Origin of the sequence: Ruminococcus sp. AM26-12LB (assembly GCF_003480785.1) — a bacterium.
GTDB classification, from domain to species: Bacteria; Bacillota; Clostridia; order Lachnospirales; family Lachnospiraceae; genus Blautia_A; species Blautia_A fusiformis.
In genome coordinates this window covers 118,430-136,824 of the sequence record NZ_QUJX01000008.1, presented here as the reverse complement: position 1 = coordinate 136,824, position 18,395 = coordinate 118,430, and the positions used below count along the sequence as shown (strand labels likewise).

The 18,395-nt window shown below is 45.8% G+C and carries 17 protein-coding genes and 1 riboswitch; of the genes, 14 read left to right on the top strand and 3 right to left on the bottom strand.

The genetic code is table 11. The features are described 5' to 3' along the window. Positions 1-171: 171 nt before the first annotated feature. Positions 172-963, top strand: a complete 792-nt coding sequence (locus DW694_RS07800) for an AAA family ATPase (protein ID WP_015526030.1) — start codon at positions 172-174, stop codon at positions 961-963. Continuing rightward, complete coding sequence (locus DW694_RS16870) at positions 950-1,393, top strand: hypothetical protein (RefSeq protein WP_021650455.1); 444 nt, start codon at positions 950-952, stop codon at positions 1,391-1,393. The genes DW694_RS07800 and DW694_RS16870 overlap by 14 nt, the downstream gene beginning before the upstream one ends. Before the next feature lie 148 nt (positions 1,394-1,541). On the opposite strand, the gene DW694_RS07790 is transcribed toward DW694_RS16870, so the two are convergent. Next, the gene (locus tag DW694_RS07790; protein WP_118368624.1) at positions 1,542-3,263 is read right to left on the bottom strand and encodes an ABC transporter ATP-binding protein; all 1,722 of its coding nucleotides are present in this window, start codon (positions 3,261-3,263) and stop codon (positions 1,542-1,544) included. A gap of 444 nt (positions 3,264-3,707) precedes the next feature. Between DW694_RS07790 and DW694_RS07780 the strand changes: the two genes are divergently transcribed. Next, positions 3,708-5,960: a PTS transporter subunit IIABC gene (locus tag DW694_RS07780; RefSeq protein ID WP_118752805.1), complete on the top strand. Its 2,253-nt coding sequence runs from the start codon at positions 3,708-3,710 to the stop codon at positions 5,958-5,960. A gap of 23 nt (positions 5,961-5,983) precedes the next feature. After that, positions 5,984-7,027: a PRD domain-containing protein gene (locus DW694_RS07775; protein WP_353615806.1), complete on the top strand. Its 1,044-nt coding sequence runs from the start codon at positions 5,984-5,986 to the stop codon at positions 7,025-7,027. A 28-nt stretch (positions 7,028-7,055) separates the two neighbouring features. On the opposite strand, the gene DW694_RS07770 is transcribed toward DW694_RS07775, so the two are convergent. Then, the gene (locus DW694_RS07770; protein WP_015526026.1) at positions 7,056-7,934 is read right to left on the bottom strand and encodes a LysR family transcriptional regulator; all 879 of its coding nucleotides are present in this window, start codon (positions 7,932-7,934) and stop codon (positions 7,056-7,058) included. Positions 7,935-8,058: 124 nt separating this feature from the next. Between DW694_RS07770 and DW694_RS07765 the strand changes: the two genes are divergently transcribed. Then, on the top strand, positions 8,059-8,748 hold the full coding sequence (locus DW694_RS07765; RefSeq protein ID WP_330575424.1) for a YoaK family protein: 690 nt from the start codon (positions 8,059-8,061) through the stop codon (positions 8,746-8,748). Positions 8,749-8,763: 15 nt separating this feature from the next. Further along, positions 8,764-9,519, top strand: coding sequence for a DUF4866 domain-containing protein (locus tag DW694_RS07760; RefSeq protein WP_021650449.1), 756 nt, complete (start codon positions 8,764-8,766; stop codon positions 9,517-9,519). 95 nt (positions 9,520-9,614) lie between these two features. Here the strand turns inward: DW694_RS07760 and DW694_RS07755 are convergent, their stop codons facing one another. Further along, positions 9,615-10,913 carry a threonine/serine exporter family protein gene (locus DW694_RS07755; protein WP_182465487.1) on the bottom strand — a complete coding sequence of 433 codons (1,299 nt, stop codon included), beginning with the start codon at positions 10,911-10,913 and terminating at the stop codon, positions 9,615-9,617. A gap of 351 nt (positions 10,914-11,264) precedes the next feature. Here DW694_RS07755 and pckA point away from each other — a divergent pair, with 351 nt between their 5' ends. The 8 genes from pckA to DW694_RS07710 all read left to right on the top strand — a co-directional run bounded on the left by pckA (position 11,265) and on the right by DW694_RS07710 (position 18,272). After that, positions 11,265-12,869: a phosphoenolpyruvate carboxykinase (ATP) gene (gene pckA, locus DW694_RS07750; protein WP_015526024.1), complete on the top strand. Its 1,605-nt coding sequence runs from the start codon at positions 11,265-11,267 to the stop codon at positions 12,867-12,869. Between the two features lie 296 nt (positions 12,870-13,165). After that, a riboswitch (NiCo riboswitch) is annotated at positions 13,166-13,347 on the top strand. Between the two features lie 200 nt (positions 13,348-13,547). Next, positions 13,548-14,477 (top strand): cation diffusion facilitator family transporter, encoded by a 930-nt coding sequence (locus tag DW694_RS07740; protein ID WP_118752802.1) that lies wholly within the window; start codon positions 13,548-13,550, stop codon positions 14,475-14,477. A gap of 306 nt (positions 14,478-14,783) precedes the next feature. Continuing rightward, the gene (locus DW694_RS07735; RefSeq protein WP_118752801.1) at positions 14,784-14,987 is read left to right on the top strand and encodes a hypothetical protein; all 204 of its coding nucleotides are present in this window, start codon (positions 14,784-14,786) and stop codon (positions 14,985-14,987) included. Positions 14,988-15,099: 112 nt separating this feature from the next. Next, positions 15,100-15,432, top strand: coding sequence for a rhodanese-like domain-containing protein (locus DW694_RS07730; RefSeq protein ID WP_118513209.1), 333 nt, complete (start codon positions 15,100-15,102; stop codon positions 15,430-15,432). A gap of 86 nt (positions 15,433-15,518) precedes the next feature. Further along, entirely contained in the window at positions 15,519-16,061 is a 543-nt protein-coding gene (gene yfcE / locus DW694_RS07725) for a phosphodiesterase (RefSeq protein ID WP_118752800.1), read from the top strand. After that, positions 16,058-17,215 carry a class I SAM-dependent RNA methyltransferase gene (locus DW694_RS07720; protein ID WP_021650290.1) on the top strand — a complete coding sequence of 386 codons (1,158 nt, stop codon included), beginning with the start codon at positions 16,058-16,060 and terminating at the stop codon, positions 17,213-17,215. The genes yfcE and DW694_RS07720 overlap by 4 nt, the downstream gene beginning before the upstream one ends. Further along, positions 17,212-17,796, top strand: coding sequence for an XTP/dITP diphosphatase (locus DW694_RS07715; RefSeq protein WP_015526017.1), 585 nt, complete (start codon positions 17,212-17,214; stop codon positions 17,794-17,796). Before DW694_RS07720 ends, DW694_RS07715 begins: the two co-directional genes overlap by 4 nt. Then, entirely contained in the window at positions 17,793-18,272 is a 480-nt protein-coding gene (locus DW694_RS07710; RefSeq protein WP_021650292.1) for a metallophosphoesterase, read from the top strand. Before DW694_RS07715 ends, DW694_RS07710 begins: the two co-directional genes overlap by 4 nt. Positions 18,273-18,395: the final 123 nt, after the last annotated feature.

Sequence of the window (18,395 nt, the reverse complement as noted above, 5' to 3'; positions counted from 1 at the left end):
TCGGAGTGATCCGGAACCTGCTGTTTTTGGGTGTATATACTGTTGTTTTATGTGAGGTTATTTTGTCGGTTTTCGTGGTTTTATGGGGGATGTGCTTGTTTTTAGGAGAACGTTATATTATAATAAGGGCAAGTGACAGAAAATACGAAATTATGTTGTCGGGAGGCTGTAATGGGAAATACAGTAACGATCTGTTTTGCAAATAATAAGGGCGGCAGCGGAAAGTCCACCAGCTGTTCCAATGTGGGAGCGGCACTGGCCGGCATGGGTAAGAAGGTACTGATGGTAGACGGTGATATGCAGCTGAATCTTTCCCTTTCTTTTTTTTCGGAGGAAGAAGTGCTTGAGATGGCAGCAGGGGAAAAGAATCTCTACTATGCTATCGGTCATCAGTCGGATCTCAGCGATTTTATCGTGCATACGAAGTATGAGAATCTGGATCTGGTTCCGTCGTCTACGCTGATGAGCTCCGTGGAATATGAGCTTTTTACAAAATGGCAGAGAGAGTTTATCCTGCGGAAATGTCTGCAGAAGGTTAAAGATTCCGGAGTGTACGATTACATTCTCATTGATGCACCGCCTACTCTTGGCGGCTGGGTGATGAATATTTTATGTGCATCCGATTATGTTCTTGTTCCGGTAGAGGCAAGTCCGTGGGGTATGTTTGGTCTTGCAAATATGTTTGATTTCCTCAATGAAGTCAGGGAGATCGCTCCGGATTTAAAGGTTTTGGGAATCGTAGTAACCAAGGCAGATGCCAGAAAGAATTATTTCAAACAGACTATGGAAACACTGAAAGAAATGGAAGGAATCTATCTTTTCGAATCTTTTATCCGTGTAGACAGCTCCATCGAATGGTCCCAGGACAGCAGTGAACCAGTTGTGGAGTTCAAAAAAAGCAGCCGCAGCGCAAAAGAGTACATAGCATTGGCAGAGGAGGTAATGAATCGTGTCAGTAGGTAAAGCAAGCATCGCAAGAGCAGTAAATGCAGAAAAAGCATCCAAAACAGAAACAAAAACAGAGGTAAAAGAGGCTGAGGTTAAAGCAGCAGAGAAGCCGTCAGAGGTAAAAGCTGAAACAGCTGAAAAAGCGGCAGAAAAAACTACAGCAAAGAAAACAGCAGCCAAAGCTCCTGCAAAGAAGACCACAGCAAAGAAAGCAGCCGCAACAAAAACAACAGCAAAGAAAACCACTACCAGAAAAACAACAGCACGTAAAACCGCAGCAAAGAAAACAGCTGCAGCAGAAACAACAGGAACTGTAGCCCAGAACGTGATCAGCGGAGGAAACGCCGACGAACTCCAGGCCAAATTCCTCACCCCAAAGAAAGATGAGCCGGACAACAACCAGCCAGTAGGAATTAAAGACGAGCTTCCGGTTTATCTGCTGTAATCTTTGATTGAATTTTTTGAAAAGATAGTAATTGACAAATAAAAAGACTGCTATATATCTATATCACTATTGATAAGGTATACAGCAGCCTTTTATTTTGCCCTATAAAAATCTCAGTGGGACAGCGAAGCGCCTCCCTCGTATCTTTCTACATATTGTAATATGCAGCATACAATCCATTCTTCTCAAGCAGTTCAGCATGAGTGCCTCTTTCGGCGATACCCTCCTCTGTGATCACAATGATCTCATCCGCATCACGGATCGTAGAAAGCCGGTGCGCGATCGTAATGGTAGTACGATTTTTTGAAAGCTCCTCCAGACTCTTCTGGATCCAACGTTCGCTTTCGTTATCCAGAGCGCTGGTGGCCTCATCCAGGATCAGGATCGGAGGATTCTTAAGGAATACACGTGCAATGGAAATCCGCTGCTTCTGTCCGCCGGAAAGGCGTGTGCCACGTTCTCCGACATAAGTGTCGTATTTATCCGGAAGCTCCATGATAAAGTCATGGATACTCGCACATTTGGCGGCTTTGATGATCTCTTCATCGGAAGCTCCGGGCTTTCCGTAGGCAATATTATCCTTGATGGTTCCATCAAAAAGATAGACATCCTGCTGTACCATACCGATCTGGCTTCGAAGGCTCTTAAGAGTCAGCCCGCGGATATCCTTTCCGTCTACAGTAATGGAACCGCCGGTCACATCATAAAATCTGGGCAGGAGAGAGCAGATCGTGGTTTTTCCGCTTCCGGAAGGTCCCACCAGGGCAATGGATTTTCCAGCCGGGATATCAATAGAGATATCGGAAAGCACAGGAGTTTCATCATCGCTGTAATGAAAAGAAACATGGTCGTAACGCACATGTCCTTTCACGTCCGTAAGCTCCGCAGCGTTGTCTGCATCCCTGATCTCGGATTCTGTTTCCATCACATCCAGGAAACGGCGGAAACCGGAAAGACCCTTCTGCATCATTTCCACAAGTTCCACCAGGATCTGGATGGGGCTGATAAAGATTCCGATATACAGGGCATACATGGCAAGATCTGCAGTCTGCATTTCACCCTGAGCGATCAGATAGCCGCCGTAAACAAGAGTTACCAGGTACATCATGCCCTGGAAGAAAAGATTGGAACTCATGAAGCTTCCCATGCAGTGATAATTATCTCTTTTGGAAACAAGGAACGCTTCATTGCTTTTCTTAAATTTGGCACGTTCGATGTCCTCGTTTGCGAAGGACTGCACCACGCGGATTCCGGAAAGCGTATCCTGAAGACTGGCATTTACATCTCCGATCTTACGACGGTTTTCCATGAAGGTTTCCTGCATTTTTGCATTCTGGCGGAAGGAAAACACAAACATTACGATCACCAGGAGGATCAGCGGCAGTGCAAGCTTCTTGTTGATAAAGACCAGGAAGATAAAAGCACCGACGATCTTTACCAGAGAGATAAAAAGATTCTCAGGACCATGATGTGCAAACTCGGAAATATCAAAAAGGTCACTGACCAGCTTGCTCATCATCTGACCGGAATTATTCCTGCTGTAATAGGAAAAAGACAGCTCCTGGTAATGGTCAAAAAGCTCCCGGCGCATATCACGTTCCATCTTTGCACCCATCATATGTCCCTGATAGGTTACATAATATTTGCAGAGACTCTGCACAATGTACATAACAAAAAGAGAAGCTGCGATCACAGGGAGGGCATGAAGAATAATATCCTTATCCTGTGTAAAGAGAGTTTTTGTCATGGTACGAAGAATCTGGGGATAAGCAAGATCTACCAGACTGATAACGGCTGCACAGATCAGGTCAATAAAAAAGACCGCTTTGTACGGGCCGTAATAGTGGATGAATTTCTTGATGGTATTCATCGGAAAAAGTACCTCCGTTTTTATGAAATGTATAGTGTTGTCTGAGCAAAAAACATTGCTTCCGGACATTCTATGTTCATCTTATCATAAGTAAGAATAAAGTCAAGATAAGTGAATTTCCAGTCTGTTTCGTTTCTGCATACTTTCTGAGAATAGAAACTATACGGCCGCTGTTCACAGGAAATATTCCGCGAGGGATTGTTGGCAATGGAGCGGATAGTGATATGAGGAGATATCTTTTTTGGAAAAAATCAAATTACTCCTTGACACAGAAGAACAAAACCCGTATAGTGTATTTCAGATTTGGTGTGTAACTGATAAGCAGGCATTAACCAGTCATAAATGTTATTATTTTTATTTGACGTTTATGGGGGTTGGTGTCTTTTTTTGTTGCCCACTTAAAAGACTCCCGCTCCAAAACGTCGAAAGAAAAGGAGAGAGAACATGAAAGACAAGATTTTCGGAGTTTTGCAGCGAGTGGGACGTTCCTTTATGCTTCCCATAGCAATCCTTCCTGTGGCAGGCCTGCTTCTTGGATTCGGCAGTTCCTTCACAAATGAAACAACCATTGCAACCTACGGACTTCAGAAGCTTTTGGGAGACGGAACGATTTTACATGCACTCCTGATCATTATGAACAAAGTCGGAAGCGCGGTATTTGATAACCTGCCGCTGATCTTTGCAGTAGGTGTGGCCATCGGTATGGCAAAAAAAGAGAAAGAGGTAGCAGCTCTTTCTGCACTGATCGCTTACTTCGTTATGAATGTAGCCATCAATGGTATGCTGGTAGTAAATGGTAAGATCACAGCAGACGGACAGATCGCAAAAAGCGTTCTGGAAGGTACTGTAACCTCTGTCTGCGGCATTCAGTCCTTACAGATGGGTGTGTTTGGCGGTATCATCGTCGGCCTTGGTGTTGCAGCTTTGCACAACCGTTTTCATAAGATCGTGCTTCCAAACGCACTTTCCTTCTTCGGTGGTTCCAGATTTGTGCCCATCATTTCCACCATTGTATATATGTTTGTGGGAATCCTGATGTATTTCGTATGGCCGGCAGTCCAGAACGGTATTTATGCTCTGGGCGGTCTTGTAACAGGCAGCGGCTATATCGGAACTCTGATCTTCGGTATTGTCAAACGTGCGCTGATCCCCTTCGGACTTCATCACGTATTTTATATGCCATTCTGGCAGACAGCCGTTGGCGGGACTATGGAGGTTGCAGGCCAGATGGTACAGGGCGGACAGAACATCTTTTTCGCCCAGCTTGCAGATTCCGCAAATGTAGCGCATTTCAGTGCTGATGCAACAAGATATTTTTCCGGAGAGTTCATTTTCATGATTTTCGGTCTTCCGGGAGCGGCTCTTGCCATGTACCGCTGTGCAAAGCCTGAGAAGAAAAAAGCAGCAGGCGGACTTCTTCTTTCAGCAGCCCTTGCATGTATGCTTACAGGAATCACAGAGCCACTGGAGTTTTCCTTCCTGTTTGTAGCTCCTGCATTGTTTGCGGTACAGGTTGTTCTTGCAGGCGCGGCTTATATGATCGCACATATGCTGAACATTGCAGTAGGACTTACCTTCTCCGGCGGTTTCCTTGATCTGTTCCTGTTCGGAATCCTTCAGGGAAATGCAAAGACAAGCTGGCTTAGGATTATCCCGGTTGGTATCATTTACTTTATTCTCTACTATGTGATCTTCACCTTCCTGATCAAAAAGTTCAACTTCAAGACTCCGGGACGTGAGGATGACGACACAGAAACAAAGCTTTATACAAAAGCAGATGTAAACGCAAGAAAAGAAGCCGGAAAAGGCGGTGAAGCAGCAGGAAGCACATCCGCAGACCCGGTAAGCGAAGCCATCACAGCCGGCCTTGGAGGAAAGAAAAACATCAGTGATGTGGACTGCTGTGCAACAAGACTCCGTATCACCGTCCATGATGCAGCAAGAGTCAACGACGATATTCTGAAAACAACAGGTTCCAGAGGAATCGTGAAAAAAGGCCAGGGTGTCCAGATCATCTACGGTCCGCAGGTAACTGTGATCAAATCCAAGCTGGAGGATTATCTGGAGACAGCGCCGAATGAATATTTTGAAGGTGCAAATGAGACAGAAACAGACAATGCGGAAAATCAGGCTCAGTTTGATACAGAGCGCATAGCAGAAAGTACAGGTGAGGCTGTTCAGAACACAGCTCCGACATCCGAAGCCAACACGCAGCCGGAGAAAAAGGTCCTCAGAACAGCTATCGTCTACAGCCCGGTAACCGGTATCGCAGCAGACCTTTCCACAGCGCCGGATGAAGGCTTCGCAGAAGGAATGATGGGAGAGGGTGCGGTAGTCACACCGAAGGATCCGGTGATCTGTGCTCCGGAAGACGGCGAGGTAGAGTTTATTTTTGACACAAAGCATGCTATCGGATTCCAGACAGATACAGATCTTCCAATGCTTCTCCATATCGGAATTGACACTGTAAAGCTGGAAGGTAAAGGTTTCGAGATCCTGGTAGAGCAGGGACAGCATGTAAAAAAAGGCGAGCCGTTGATGAAGATTGACATCCCATATCTTACAGAAAACGCTCCGTCCTTATGTTCTCCGATCCTTTGCACAGAGATCGAGGATAATCAGAGAGTACGCCTTCTTGCCAATGGAGAGATCAAGGCAGGAGAGCCGCTGTTCGCAGTAGAGACTGTGGAAGAATAAGAAATTTTTCAGCAATAATATAGATGATTGGTTTTGTGAAAAGCGCGCCTAATGCCCGGGCGCGCTTTTCCTGTGGCAAAGAAAACAACTGTCTGTCAGAAGGGCTTTACACAAAAGAAAGATTCTGTTACGATAAAGAAAATCAACAGCTGCAGACAAAAATGCCGACTGAAAATCCGGGGCAGACAGTGGTGGAATGTGGAAAAGCAGCAGGATATATAAAAATGGTGGGGAAAAAGATGTACAGAGTGAGCAAGGTATTGAACAATAACGGCATCATTGCCATAGATATGGAAGAAAACCAGGAATATGTGCTTCTGGGAAAAGGTGTGGGATTTGGAAAGAAGGTCAGCCAGCGTTTTGAGGCTCCGGCAGACTGTACCCTTTACAGGCTGGCTCAGGAGACAGAACGTGGCTCAGCAAAAGAACTGGCAAAGAGCGTAGCACCGGAATTTCTGGAGATCGCAGATGAGATATTGAGAGAAGCTGAGAAGACCTTTGGGGATACCATAGACAGAAGGATCCTGTTTTCCCTTGCTGATCATATTTCCTTTGCAGTGGGACGTATCCGGAATCATGAGCAGATCAGCAATCCCCTGACGGATGATATCAAGGTGCTTTTTTACAGCGAATTCAAGGTGGCGGAGGTATTGAAGAAGATCCTGAAGGAGCGGATGGATATTGAGATCGACGAGCATGAGGTGGGATATGTGGCACTTCATATTCACTCAGCACTTGGAGATGAGAATGTGTCTGTTGCCATGCAGACAGCAAGAACGGTGCGGGAATGTATCGCCATGATCGAGATGGCCACAGGAAGAAAGATCGATGTGATCTCCCTGTCCTACAACCGTATGATGAACCATATCAAATATATGGTAGCTCGTGTCTCCACAGGGGAGACGCTGAAGCTGGATATGAATGAATATATAGAAGAAAAATATCCGGAATCCTACAGAATCGCAGAGGATGTCTGCGAGAGTCTGGGCAAAAGCCTTGGGAAAAAGCTGGACCCTATCGAGATCGGTTATCTTGCCATGCATATTGAGCGGACAGTGGAGCAATAAATATAAATGGCTGATTCGCCTCAGGGATTTACACAATAAATTCAATAGCTTTTTTGACAGCAGTACTCATGGCAGTACTGCTGTTTGTGACTAAGCAGACCTCTCTCTGAGGGAGCGGCTCCTTAAGCTGAAGGGCAAAAATCTTCCCGTCATTGATCACTTCCCGGGCAAGGGGCTCGGGGTAAAAGCCGATTCCCAGATTGTGGACGATCATGGGAAGGACCTGGTCTGTAGTTGCTGCCTCGATGTCAGGATGAAAAGAAACACGGTTTTCCATAAAGTAATTCATATACATTTCTCTGGTGCTGGTCCCTTCCGCAAGACCTACAAAGGGCAGATCCTGAAGCTCATGGATGCTGATAGGGGCAGTGGTCAGATCCTTATATTTGCTTCCGCATACAAGGATCTCCCGGTAACGCAGGAGACTTTTTTTCTGTAAAGGTTTGCGGATGGAGATCGGAGTGGTGACAATAGCGAAATCCACCGCATAATTTTTCAGTGCCTGTACTGCCTGAGGAGTAGAATGGTTAAAGAGGCGCAGGCGAACATGGGGATATTGCTCGCGGAACAGCTCCAGCTTTTCCAGAAGGATCAGACGCAGGGCATTTTCGCTGGCGCCGATGGAAACCAGACCATGCTCCAGCTCTCCGTTCTGGCGGATCTCCTCCTCGCCGATGGACAGCTGCTCAAAAGCCAGGGCAACGTGTTCATAAAGCTGGCGGCCTTCCGGTGTAAGTGCGATTCCCTTGTTGGAGCGGAGAAAGAGCGTACATTTCAGCTCCTGCTCCAGGTTGTTCATACAGCGGGTGATATTTGGCTGATTGTTGTGAAGAGCTCTTGCTGCCTTGGTAAAGCTCTTATACTGGGCTACATAATAAAAGATCCGGTAGTAGTCGTAAGTGATCATGTATTGTCTCCATCCTGTGATATGATTTTAATATGTTTACGATATTAATAATACTTTTTACATTTGCTTCTGAGCAAACTATAATACACCCGAGGAAAAAAATCAATGACAGGAGTGATTTAGAGTGGTTTCAGGAGGCAGAAAGCTGCAGAGCGCAGACCGGCAGATGTCAGAAGCTTTTATCACAAGTGTATTTCTGGCAATGTCCGGCGGATTTCAGGATGCCTACACATACTTTACAAGAGATGAGGTGTTTTCCAACGCCCAGACAGGCAACGTGGTTCTGATGAGCCAAAATTTTATGACAGGACAGTGGGGAGAGGGCTTAAGGTACCTGTTCCCTGTTTTAGCCTTTGCCATTGGTGTTGTAGCGGCGGAGCGGATCCAGAGTACCTTTAAATATGCAAAAAAACTTCACTGGAGGCAGATGATCCTGCTGATCGAGATCCTGATCCTTTTTGCGGTGGGATTTATGCCGGGAGAATTGGATATGCTAGCAACCGTACTGGTATCCTTTTCCTGCGCCATGCAGGTACAGACCTTCCGGAAGGTGGGCGGTTATTCCTATGCAAGCACCATGTGCATCGGAAATTTACGAAGCGGCACGGCGGCGTTGTCCGTGTATTGTCGTGAAAAACGTCCGGAACAGTTGAAGCAGGCTCTTTATTATTTCGGAATAATTTTCTTTTTTGCCATTGGAGCCGGTGGCGGAGGAAATCTGTCCATGAGGCTGGGGATCCCGGCAATCTGGGTATCGGATGTTTTGCTTCTGATCAGCTTTATTCTGATGTTTTCCAGTAAACATAGAGATTAGAAAGGGTGAGGAATTGTGGAAAACAGCACATTATTCCCAAGAGAGGAAAAGGCGGAGCTTTTATTTGAAAAGATCCTGAAGGATCCGGAGGCGTGCAGACGGCTGACGGAGACCTTCTATGAATCCATGGATGCGGATACAGACATAGAATGCGGATATCTTCCTCCGGAAAAATTCGCCTATGCATTGCTGGACGCATATAAAAACCGTGATTTGACTGCTCTCCTTATGGCGATCTGCCAGAACAGTATGTTTGATCTTCTGCGAAATTCTTTTCTGGCACCGTTCAGGTTCAATGCAGATGGACAGGAGAATCCGGTATTTCTCACAGATGAAAAAGGAAATTTTCTGCGGGAAAAGGGAATCCATGTAAGTGACAGGGATTACGACCGATTTCGCAGGATATACAGGGAGAAACCTGGTGTAAAGATGTATCTGGCGTATGGCTACCGGAAGCGACATGCCTATGATGAAGCTACCATGGAAGTAGAAGAGTACAAAATGGGCGAACATATCGGTGTGCTGCTGGTGTATGAGCTTCCGGACAGCGTAAGGGAAAAAGAAACGGAGGCACAGGCCTATGCGGCTGTATGGGATATCATGATGGCAATTCAGAAGAAGCTTCCAAGAGCTTTTGTGTATTATGGGCAGGATTCTGTGGAGGATGGTGGAAAACGTTATGACGGACTGGGCGTTTTTCTCCCCATCCATAAATTTGCGGACCGCCTGGAAAAAATGATCGGGATCGCGGATGAGATCGTAATGAAATAGAATGTACAAAAAAGGACTGCTTTTGTATTGCTCCGGTTATCAGAAGGATAGTTGATGACCGGAAGCTACAGAAAGCAGTCCTTTTTGTATGCCCATCAGGTGCAGTAGCGGAACATTTTGTCCGTAAGGATCCTGGCGAAAATAAGGCCCAGGGGAAGAGCAACGATGATCAGGATCGCAGCTGCAAACCAGGAGGCGGAAACATTCAGGGACATGATCCCCAGATTGTAGATTGCCCGGTAGAGATAAAGTCCGGGAACCATGATCACAATGGATGGTACGGTAATGGAAATCCTGGGATATCCCACTTTGGTTTTGATGAGGGAGGCCAGAAGTCCGGCTGTCAGTGCTCCGAAAAAAGCCGCGGCAGCAGGTGGGAAACCGGCAAGATCAACAAGCTCCAGACGCAAAGTGTTGGACAGTGCGCCGATGAAGGCGGCAGCTGCGGCTAGACGGACAGGGCTGTTGAACATGACCGAAAAGCCGAATACCCCGCAGAAGCTTGCCAGAAGCCGGAACAGGATCCTCTGAGCTGCCGAAAGCTCCAGAGGCAGGAAATCCACAGGCTTCAGATGAAGAAGCAGTGCCATCAGCCAGGCAGAGACAGCAGCCACCATTACAACAATAATGGCGTAGGCCAGTCGTTCCAGACCGGAACGCATATCCAGCTTGGCAAGGTCGATCCCGCTTGTGATAAACGGAAAGCCCGGAATGATAAACAGCATGGAACAGATGTATCCGGCCTCATGCTGGACGGAAATGTGGAACAGAAGCTCTGCCAGCTTCAGGAAGCCTGCATATACAAGACAGGCTGAGAAAACAGAAACTGCAATGCACATAAACAGAGTAAAATGATGCTTGCCAAGCTTGCAGCGGATGGCGTTTCCGATGCCTGCGCCTGCAAAAGCCAGGATCATTTCCAGCGGGCCACCGCCCAGAAGAAAAGTAAATGCACCACAGGCCAGTGCAGAAGCCAGTCCCAGGGCTGCAGGGGAATAAAGCCCGTGGATCCGCTCGATCTCATCTAACTGACTGTGCAGTGCTTCACCGCTCATATGGATACCCTCCGCAGGAAAATCACTGACAAAATGTTCCAGCCTGTTCAGTCTGGAAGTATTTACGCCGGTGGTAGTCAGACTAAGTGTATGGGAAAAACTGCTCTCACCGTCAAAGCAGGTGTAGCTTATGGACATCAGTCCGATATCTGCGGAACAGGTGATACCAAGTGCTTCTGACAATGTATTCATGGAACTCCGTACCCGCCAGGCACCGGTCCCACAGGAGAGAAGCATCATGCCTGTACGGCCGATCAGGGAAGCTTTTTCGGAAAGAGAAGCCTCGGTGATGGGCTGGCTGTTCCTGGCGCTTACGTAGTTGTGCCAGGGGATTTTCATATGATTACGTTTAACCGGAATATCTGACACAGAAATCACTTCTTTCTATATATTAAAATCATATAGTTACTATTATAAATATATATAATAACTATAATCAGATATATTGTAGCCATTATTCTGAAAAAGTCAAGTATAGATGGAGTAAAATCTGACAGTACCAAAACGTCACTGTTAAAGATTTATCATTTTTTTGCGGAAAATGAATTTTTTTGGTTGCTTTTACGTACAATTTATGTATAATTGTGGATAGGGATGTTGGAATGACCAATTCCTATGGCAGGATGACAAAAACCTGCAGCAGTAGGTGGCTATCATAATTACTATTAAAGAAGAGAGGTAAATGTTAAGATGGCAAAAATCGATTTAACAAAGTATGGTATTACCGGAACAACTGAGATCGTGTACAATCCTTCCTACGAGACATTATTTGAGGAAGAGACCAAACCGGAGCTTGAAGGATTTGAGAAGGGTCAGGTCAGTGAGCTTGGTGCTGTCAATGTAATGACAGGTATCTACACAGGACGTTCTCCTAAAGACAAATATATCGTTATGGATGAGAACTCCAAGGACACAGTTTGGTGGACATCCGATGAGTACAAGAACGATAACCATCCGGCAACTCAGGAAGCATGGAATGCAGTTAAAGATCTTGCCAAGAAGGAGCTTTCCAACAAGAAACTTTTCGTAGTAGATGCATTCTGCGGAGCTAACAAAGACACACGTATGGCTATCCGTTTCATCGTTGAGGTTGCATGGCAGGCACACTTCGTAACAAACATGTTCATTCAGCCGACAGCTGAGGAGCTTGAGAACTTTGAGCCGGATTTCGTTGTTTACAACGCATCCAAGGCTAAAGTTGAGAACTACAAAGAATTAGGACTGAACTCTGAGACAGCTGTAATGTTCAACATTACAAGCCGTGAGCAGGTTATCGTTAATACATGGTACGGCGGAGAGATGAAGAAAGGTATGTTCTCCATGATGAACTACTATCTGCCGCTGAAGGGCATCGCTTCCATGCACTGCTCTGCAAACACAGACCTTAACGGAGAGAACACAGCAATCTTCTTCGGTCTTTCCGGAACAGGTAAGACAACACTTTCCACAGATCCTAAGCGTCTTCTGATCGGTGATGACGAGCATGGCTGGGATGACAACGGAGTATTCAACTTCGAGGGTGGATGCTACGCTAAGGTTATCAACCTTGACAAAGAGTCTGAGCCGGACATCTACAATGCGATCAAGAGAAACGCTCTTCTTGAGAACGTAACACTTGATGCTGAGGGCAAGATCGACTTCGCTGACAAGAGCGTAACAGAGAACACACGTGTTTCTTACCCGATCAACCACATCGAGAACATTGTTCGCCCTGTATCTTCTGCACCGGCAGCGAAAGAGGTTATCTTCCTGTCCGCAGATGCATTCGGCGTACTTCCTCCAGTATCTATCCTGACACCGGAGCAGACACAGTACTACTTCCTTTCCGGATTCACAGCTAAACTTGCTGGTACAGAGCGTGGAATCACAGAGCCTACTCCTACATTCTCCGCATGCTTCGGACAGGCATTCCTTGAGCTTCATCCGACAAAATATGCTGAGGAGCTCGTTAAGAGAATGGAGAAGAGCGGTGCGAAAGCATACCTCGTTAACACAGGATGGAATGGAACTGGAAAACGTATCTCCATCAAAGATACTCGTGGTATCATCGATGCTATCCTTGACGGATCTATCCTTAAAGCTCCGACAAAGAAGATCCCATTCTTCAACTTCGAGGTTCCGACAGAGCTTCCGGGTGTAGATCCTGCAATCCTTGACCCACGTGACACATATGCAGATGCTGCAGAGTGGGAGACAAAGGCTAAAGATCTTGCTGCAAGATTTGTTAAGAACTTTGCTAAATATGAAGGAAATGCAGCTGGTAAAGCACTCGTTGCAGCCGGCCCGCAGGCATAATCAGTCATTCCAACTGAATACAGATCGTAGACTTAACCGGGAGCGGATTTATCCGCTCCCGGTTTTTGGACAAACAACTGAGGATCTATTATTTGATATAGAACTGTGCAGTGCGAAGCATGTTTCCAGACATGGAATAAACAGAAAGTTGAAGATATCTACCTGTAAAATAAAAAACTTTGGCTTGACTAACAAAGGGCATATGGTGTATCCTTTCTGAGAAGTTAAGCGGGAGACCCGTAAGACTGCAAAAATTCTCTTTGCACTGCATTACATTCGAACAGGATGCGAGATCAACAGTACAAACTGAGCAGGCGATGCTTTTCGGAATCGAAAATATTTATCCGAAGGCATGGGGCCGGGCCGCAGGAAGCGGCAGCGGATATGGATTTAAACGTAATTGCAAAGAACCTGCATTCACGGAATATGAGGTGAAGCAGAATGTGACTTTGCTTTCAGACATATCTGCGGGACAGTGTATGTTTCGCAGGTATGTCTTTTTTACTGCAAAATATGGATGGAACAGAAGGTAGAAGCTGGGATATCCTTATACAGAAAAGAAAGAACACCGGCGGAAAATCGCACTGCAGCGAGTAGTGAGGGAACCGCCGGTTTTTTCACGGAAAATGTTGTGCCATAAGAAGAACCTGATCATATATTTAAAAGGAGGTCCTGTTTATGGAACACACAGAAAACAAAACAATTATACATGATACAGAAAAAACAGCTTCATGGGAACAGCAGACAGCAATGAAGGTATCCGGGATCAGTATCCTGGTAAATCTTTTATTATCCGTATTTAAACTGGTTGCCGGTATTGTGGCACATTCAGGAGCGATGATCTCGGATGCCATTCATTCTGCATCAGATGTGGGAAGCACCTTCATCGTAATCATCGGTGTCCGTCTTTCTACAAAGAAATCAGACAAAGAGCACCAGTACGGACATGAAAGAATGGAGTGTGTTTCTTCCATTGTCCTTGCAGGAATGTTGCTTGTCACTGGTCTCGGGATCGGAATTACCGGTGCCCGTGATATTGTAAAAAGCACATCCGGCGGAACCATTGCCATTCCGGGAACACTTGCACTGATTGCAGCAGTGGTATCCATTGTGGTAAAAGAGTGGATGTTCTGGTATACAAGAGGTGCTGCAAAGAAGATCAATTCGGGAGCCCTGATGGCAGATGCATGGCACCATCGTTCAGATGCACTTTCCTCTATCGGAGCGTTTGTCGGTATTTTAGGAGCAAGACTGGGATACCCGATCCTGGATCCGATCGCCAGTATCGTGATCTGCGTTATGATCGCCAAGGCATCGATCGACATTTTCAGGGATGCCATTGACAAGATGGTAGATCATTCCTGTGATGCAAAAACTGAGGAATCCATGAAGAGAGAGATCCTCAAGGTACCGGGCGTCAGAAGAGTAGACCTTCTTAAAACCCGTCTTTTCGGATCCAAGATGTATGTGGATATCGAGATCGCAGCAGATGGAAGTATTTCCCTTTTTGATGCACATGATATTGCGGAAAATGTACATCATACGATCGAGAATAAATTCAAAGATGTAAAGCACTGTATGGTGCATGTAAATCCGATCAACGTATAAAAAAACAAGCTGCCGGAGCGACTGTGATCGTCATCCGGTGGCTTGTTTTTTGTATAGAGAAACACCCGGTAGGGGAGCTACCGGGTGTTTCGAGGGGAGTATAAATAATTAAATAAGGGGTTATGTAAAAAAAATTTTTGAAGGGTAAATTCTTTTTACAAGAATGATTATAATATAAACTGGAAAAAAAAGCAATATGATTTTGGCGAATAATCTCCAAACTTTTTGGGATACTATTTCCTGTAATAAAAAGCGGCAGAAAGCTTCGGAAAGCCGTAAAATCAACTTCATCAGGAGGTAATTCAAATGGCGAAAAATTACGAAACAGACAGAAATGAGTCTAATTATGCAGGAAAAAATCACGGGGAAAGTGCTTCCAGAAACTGCGGAAAAAACAGCTCTAAGAACAGTGCGGGAAATTCTTCCAGAAACAGTTCCAAAAGCAGCTACGGAAACAAAATTTCCGATGAATATGATTCTGAGAAGGACAGAGGCTCTGACAGATATTAAAGGATAAGAAAAGCGGGAAAAGTCAGAGATGGCTTTTCCCGCTTAAATACATATAAGGGAACATTCACCCGGAAGCTTCCATATAATATACCAAAAAGAGGAGATTTTTTCCATGTTTCAGATTGAAACTATCTCTGCAAAAATGCTGGATTATTATGTGGAGCGCAGTGACGCTGTTATCATAGATCTCCGGGATCCTGCCGCATACAGAAGGGGACATGTCCGGAACGCGGCAAATATTCCATACAGAGAGCTGGAGGAATATCTTGAAAAAAAACAGGATCAGAAATACCGTTTTCCCAAAGATAAACTGCTGATACTTTACTGCGATCGCGGTGGTGCCAGCATGCAGGCTGCCCGAAGCTTGGCAAGACAGGGCTGCCGTACCAGATCCGTGATCGGTGGATTTGCCGCCTACAGAGGGAGAAATCTTGTGCGCGGATAAAACAACAAATCTTGTATTTTAAAGTAAATCATGATAATGTAAAGAACAGAGATAAAAACCAACACAAATTACAAGGAGAAAAGATTATGAAATATATGTTTGCATCCGATGTACATGGTTCGGCATATTACTGCCGGAAAATGCTGGAAGCATATGACGCGGAGAAGGCGGAGAGACTGGTGCTTCTGGGAGATCTGCTTTATCACGGACCAAGAAATGACCTTCCGAAGGAATACGCACCAAAGGAAGTCATCCGCCTTTTAAATGAGAGAAAAAATCAGATCTATGCAGTACGCGGAAACTGTGAGGCAGAGGTGGATCAGATGGTCCTGGACTTCCCGGTTATGGCAGATTACTGTATCCTTGCCATCGAAGGAAAAACGATGTACGCCACACATGGTCATATCTATAATAAGGATAATCTTCCGCCGATGATGGACGGAGACATTCTGATCCACGGTCATACACATGTGCTGAAGGCAGAAAATATGGGGAATTATATCCTTCTGAACCCAGGTTCCGTATCCATTCCAAAGGAAGGTAACCCGCCGACCTATGCAATCCTTGAGAACGGAATTTTTACCATTAAAGATTTTGAAGGAAATACAGTACGGGAGATCACTTTATGAATCTGTGGGAATTAACGGCGCCCTGTCATTTTGGAACAGAGGCGGTGCTGAAGCGTGAAATACTGGATCTTGGCTATGAAGTGACCAGGGTGGAAGACGGAAGAGTAACCTTTGAGGCTGATGCCCAGGGTGTGGCAGACGCCAATCTGTTCCTTCGTACCACAGAACGTGTGCTTCTGAAAGTAGGCGAAGTAAAGGCCGAGACTTTTGATGAGCTTTTTGAAAAGACCAAGGCCCTCCCATGGGAGAATTACATACCGAAAAACGGTAAATTCTGGGTAGCCAAGGCAAACTCCATCAAAAGTAAGCTTTTCAGTCCATCTGATATCCAGTCCATTATGAAAAAAGCCATTGTAGAGCGTCTCAAAGGCATCTACGGGATTTCCTGGTTTCCGGAAGATGGTCCGGAATTTCCTATCCGTGTGGCCTTTATGAAAGACGTAGCTCTGATCGGAATCGACACTTCAGGAGTATCCCTCCATAAGAGAGGGTATCGCCAGATGACTGTCAAGGCACCTATCACCGAGACTCTTGCCAGCGCTCTTTTGATGCTCACTCCCTGGAAAAAGGACCGTATTCTTGTCGATCCGTTCTGCGGAAGCGGAACCTTTCCCATTGAGGCGGCAATGATGGCAGCGGATATGGCGCCGGGACTGAACCGTCATTTTCTGGCCGAGAGCTGGGAGCATCTGATCCCGAAGGAATGCTGGGAGGATGCAAGAGAAGAAGCCAGAGAACGTGTAAATCTTGATATTGAAACCGATATCCAGGGCTTTGATATCGATGCAGCTGCCATCAAGGCAGCACGCGCCAACGCAAAAATGGCAGGAGTGGACAGACTGATCCATTTCCAGCAGCGCCCGGTCAGTGAACTCCGCCATTCCAAACCCTTTGGTTTTATCGTGACAAATCCGCCATATGGTGAGCGGATCGAAGAAAAATCCAATCTCCCTGCACTGTACCGTGAGATCGGTGAAAGCTATAAGGGGCTGGATCGCTGGTCCATGTATCTGATCACTGCCTATGACAAGGCAGAGAATGATATCGGCCGAAAGGCAGATAAAAACCGTAAGATCTATAACGGAATGATGAAAACCTACTATTACCAGTTTCTTGGACCACGTCCGCCGAAGAAAGGAAGTATTAAAGAATGAAAAAGATCATTTTTGCTACCGGAAATGAGGATAAAATGAAGGAGATCCGAAGGATACTTGCGGATCCTTCTCTGGAGATCCTTTCCCTGAAGGATGCCGGGATCCATGCGGATATTGATGAAAATGGAAAAAGCTTTGAAGAAAATGCCATGATCAAGGCAGAAGCAATCAGTAAAATGACCGGCGAGATCGTTCTGGCAGATGATTCCGGTCTGGAGATCGACTATCTGAACAAAGAGCCGGGAATCTATTCCGCACGCTATATGGGTGAGGATACTTCTTATCATATTAAAAACGCAAACCTGATCCAGCGTCTGGAAGGTGTACCCGATGAGAAACGTACTGCACGTTTTGTATGTGCTATTGCGGCAGTTTTCCCGGATGGCAGAAGAAAGACAGTCCGTGCTGCCATGGAAGGCCGCATCGGCTACGAGGAAAAAGGGGAGAATGGCTTTGGCTATGACCCGATCTTTTATCTTCCGGAATATGGCTGTACTTCCGCAGAGCTTTCCATGGAAGAAAAGAACAGGATCAGCCATCGTGGAAAAGCTCTTTGCCTTATAAAGGAAGAGCTTGTATGAAGGTGCTGATCGTAAGCGATACTCACGGAAGAGATGAAAACCTGGAGATCGCGATAAATCGGGAGGCTCCTTTTGACATGCTGGTACATTGTGGAGATGTGGAAGGCAGAGAATTTTATATCGAAGCCCTTGCAGAATGTCCCTGCAGTATTGTGTCCGGAAATAATGATTTTTTCTCGGATCTTCCGAGAGAAGATGTGATCGAGGTCGAGGGAAATAAGATCCTGGTAACTCACGGTCATTACTACGGTGTATCCATGGCCTTTGATCAGCTGGCAGAAGCTGCCCGCTCAAGGGGATGCAATGCAGCTTTTTTCGGACATATCCACGTACCGGTTGTTGAAAAGGAAGCAGGTGTGCTTCTGGTAAATCCCGGAAGTCTGGCTTATCCCAGACAACGGGGACGCCGTCCAAGCTATGCAGTAATGGAGACAGATGGAAAGGGCGAAATGCACGTAGAGATTCGTTACCTCTGATTCCGGCAGAAAAAACAAATAAACTGTCATAATTGATAAAATTTGTGCCAATATTCAGCATATATTAGTCAAAAACGATTGCGAAAGTCAGCTATGTGCTATATAATGAACAAGTAGTTGTTT

What these genes read in the sequence shown, in the direction of transcription:
- DW694_RS07800 (WP_015526030.1), top strand. Translation starts at nt 172, where the DNA reads ATGGGAAATACAGTAACGATCTGTTTTGCAAATAATAAGGGCGGCAGC.
- DW694_RS07790 (WP_118368624.1), bottom strand. Translation starts at nt 3,263, where the DNA reads ATGAATACCATCAAGAAATTCATCCACTATTACGGCCCGTACAAAGCG.
- DW694_RS07780 (WP_118752805.1), top strand. Translation starts at nt 3,708, where the DNA reads ATGAAAGACAAGATTTTCGGAGTTTTGCAGCGAGTGGGACGTTCCTTT.
- DW694_RS07775 (WP_353615806.1), top strand. Translation starts at nt 5,984, where the DNA reads ATGATTGGTTTTGTGAAAAGCGCGCCTAATGCCCGGGCGCGCTTTTCC.
- DW694_RS07770 (WP_015526026.1), bottom strand. Translation starts at nt 7,934, where the DNA reads ATGATCACTTACGACTACTACCGGATCTTTTATTATGTAGCCCAGTAT.
- DW694_RS07755 (WP_182465487.1), bottom strand. Translation starts at nt 10,913, where the DNA reads ATGAAAATCCCCTGGCACAACTACGTAAGCGCCAGGAACAGCCAGCCC.
- pckA (WP_015526024.1), top strand. Translation starts at nt 11,265, where the DNA reads ATGGCAAAAATCGATTTAACAAAGTATGGTATTACCGGAACAACTGAG.
- DW694_RS07740 (WP_118752802.1), top strand. Translation starts at nt 13,548, where the DNA reads ATGGAACACACAGAAAACAAAACAATTATACATGATACAGAAAAAACA.
- DW694_RS07735 (WP_118752801.1), top strand. Translation starts at nt 14,784, where the DNA reads ATGGCGAAAAATTACGAAACAGACAGAAATGAGTCTAATTATGCAGGA.
- DW694_RS07730 (WP_118513209.1), top strand. Translation starts at nt 15,100, where the DNA reads ATGTTTCAGATTGAAACTATCTCTGCAAAAATGCTGGATTATTATGTG.
- yfcE (WP_118752800.1), top strand. Translation starts at nt 15,519, where the DNA reads ATGAAATATATGTTTGCATCCGATGTACATGGTTCGGCATATTACTGC.
- DW694_RS07720 (WP_021650290.1), top strand. Translation starts at nt 16,058, where the DNA reads ATGAATCTGTGGGAATTAACGGCGCCCTGTCATTTTGGAACAGAGGCG.
- DW694_RS07715 (WP_015526017.1), top strand. Translation starts at nt 17,212, where the DNA reads ATGAAAAAGATCATTTTTGCTACCGGAAATGAGGATAAAATGAAGGAG.
- DW694_RS07710 (WP_021650292.1), top strand. Translation starts at nt 17,793, where the DNA reads ATGAAGGTGCTGATCGTAAGCGATACTCACGGAAGAGATGAAAACCTG.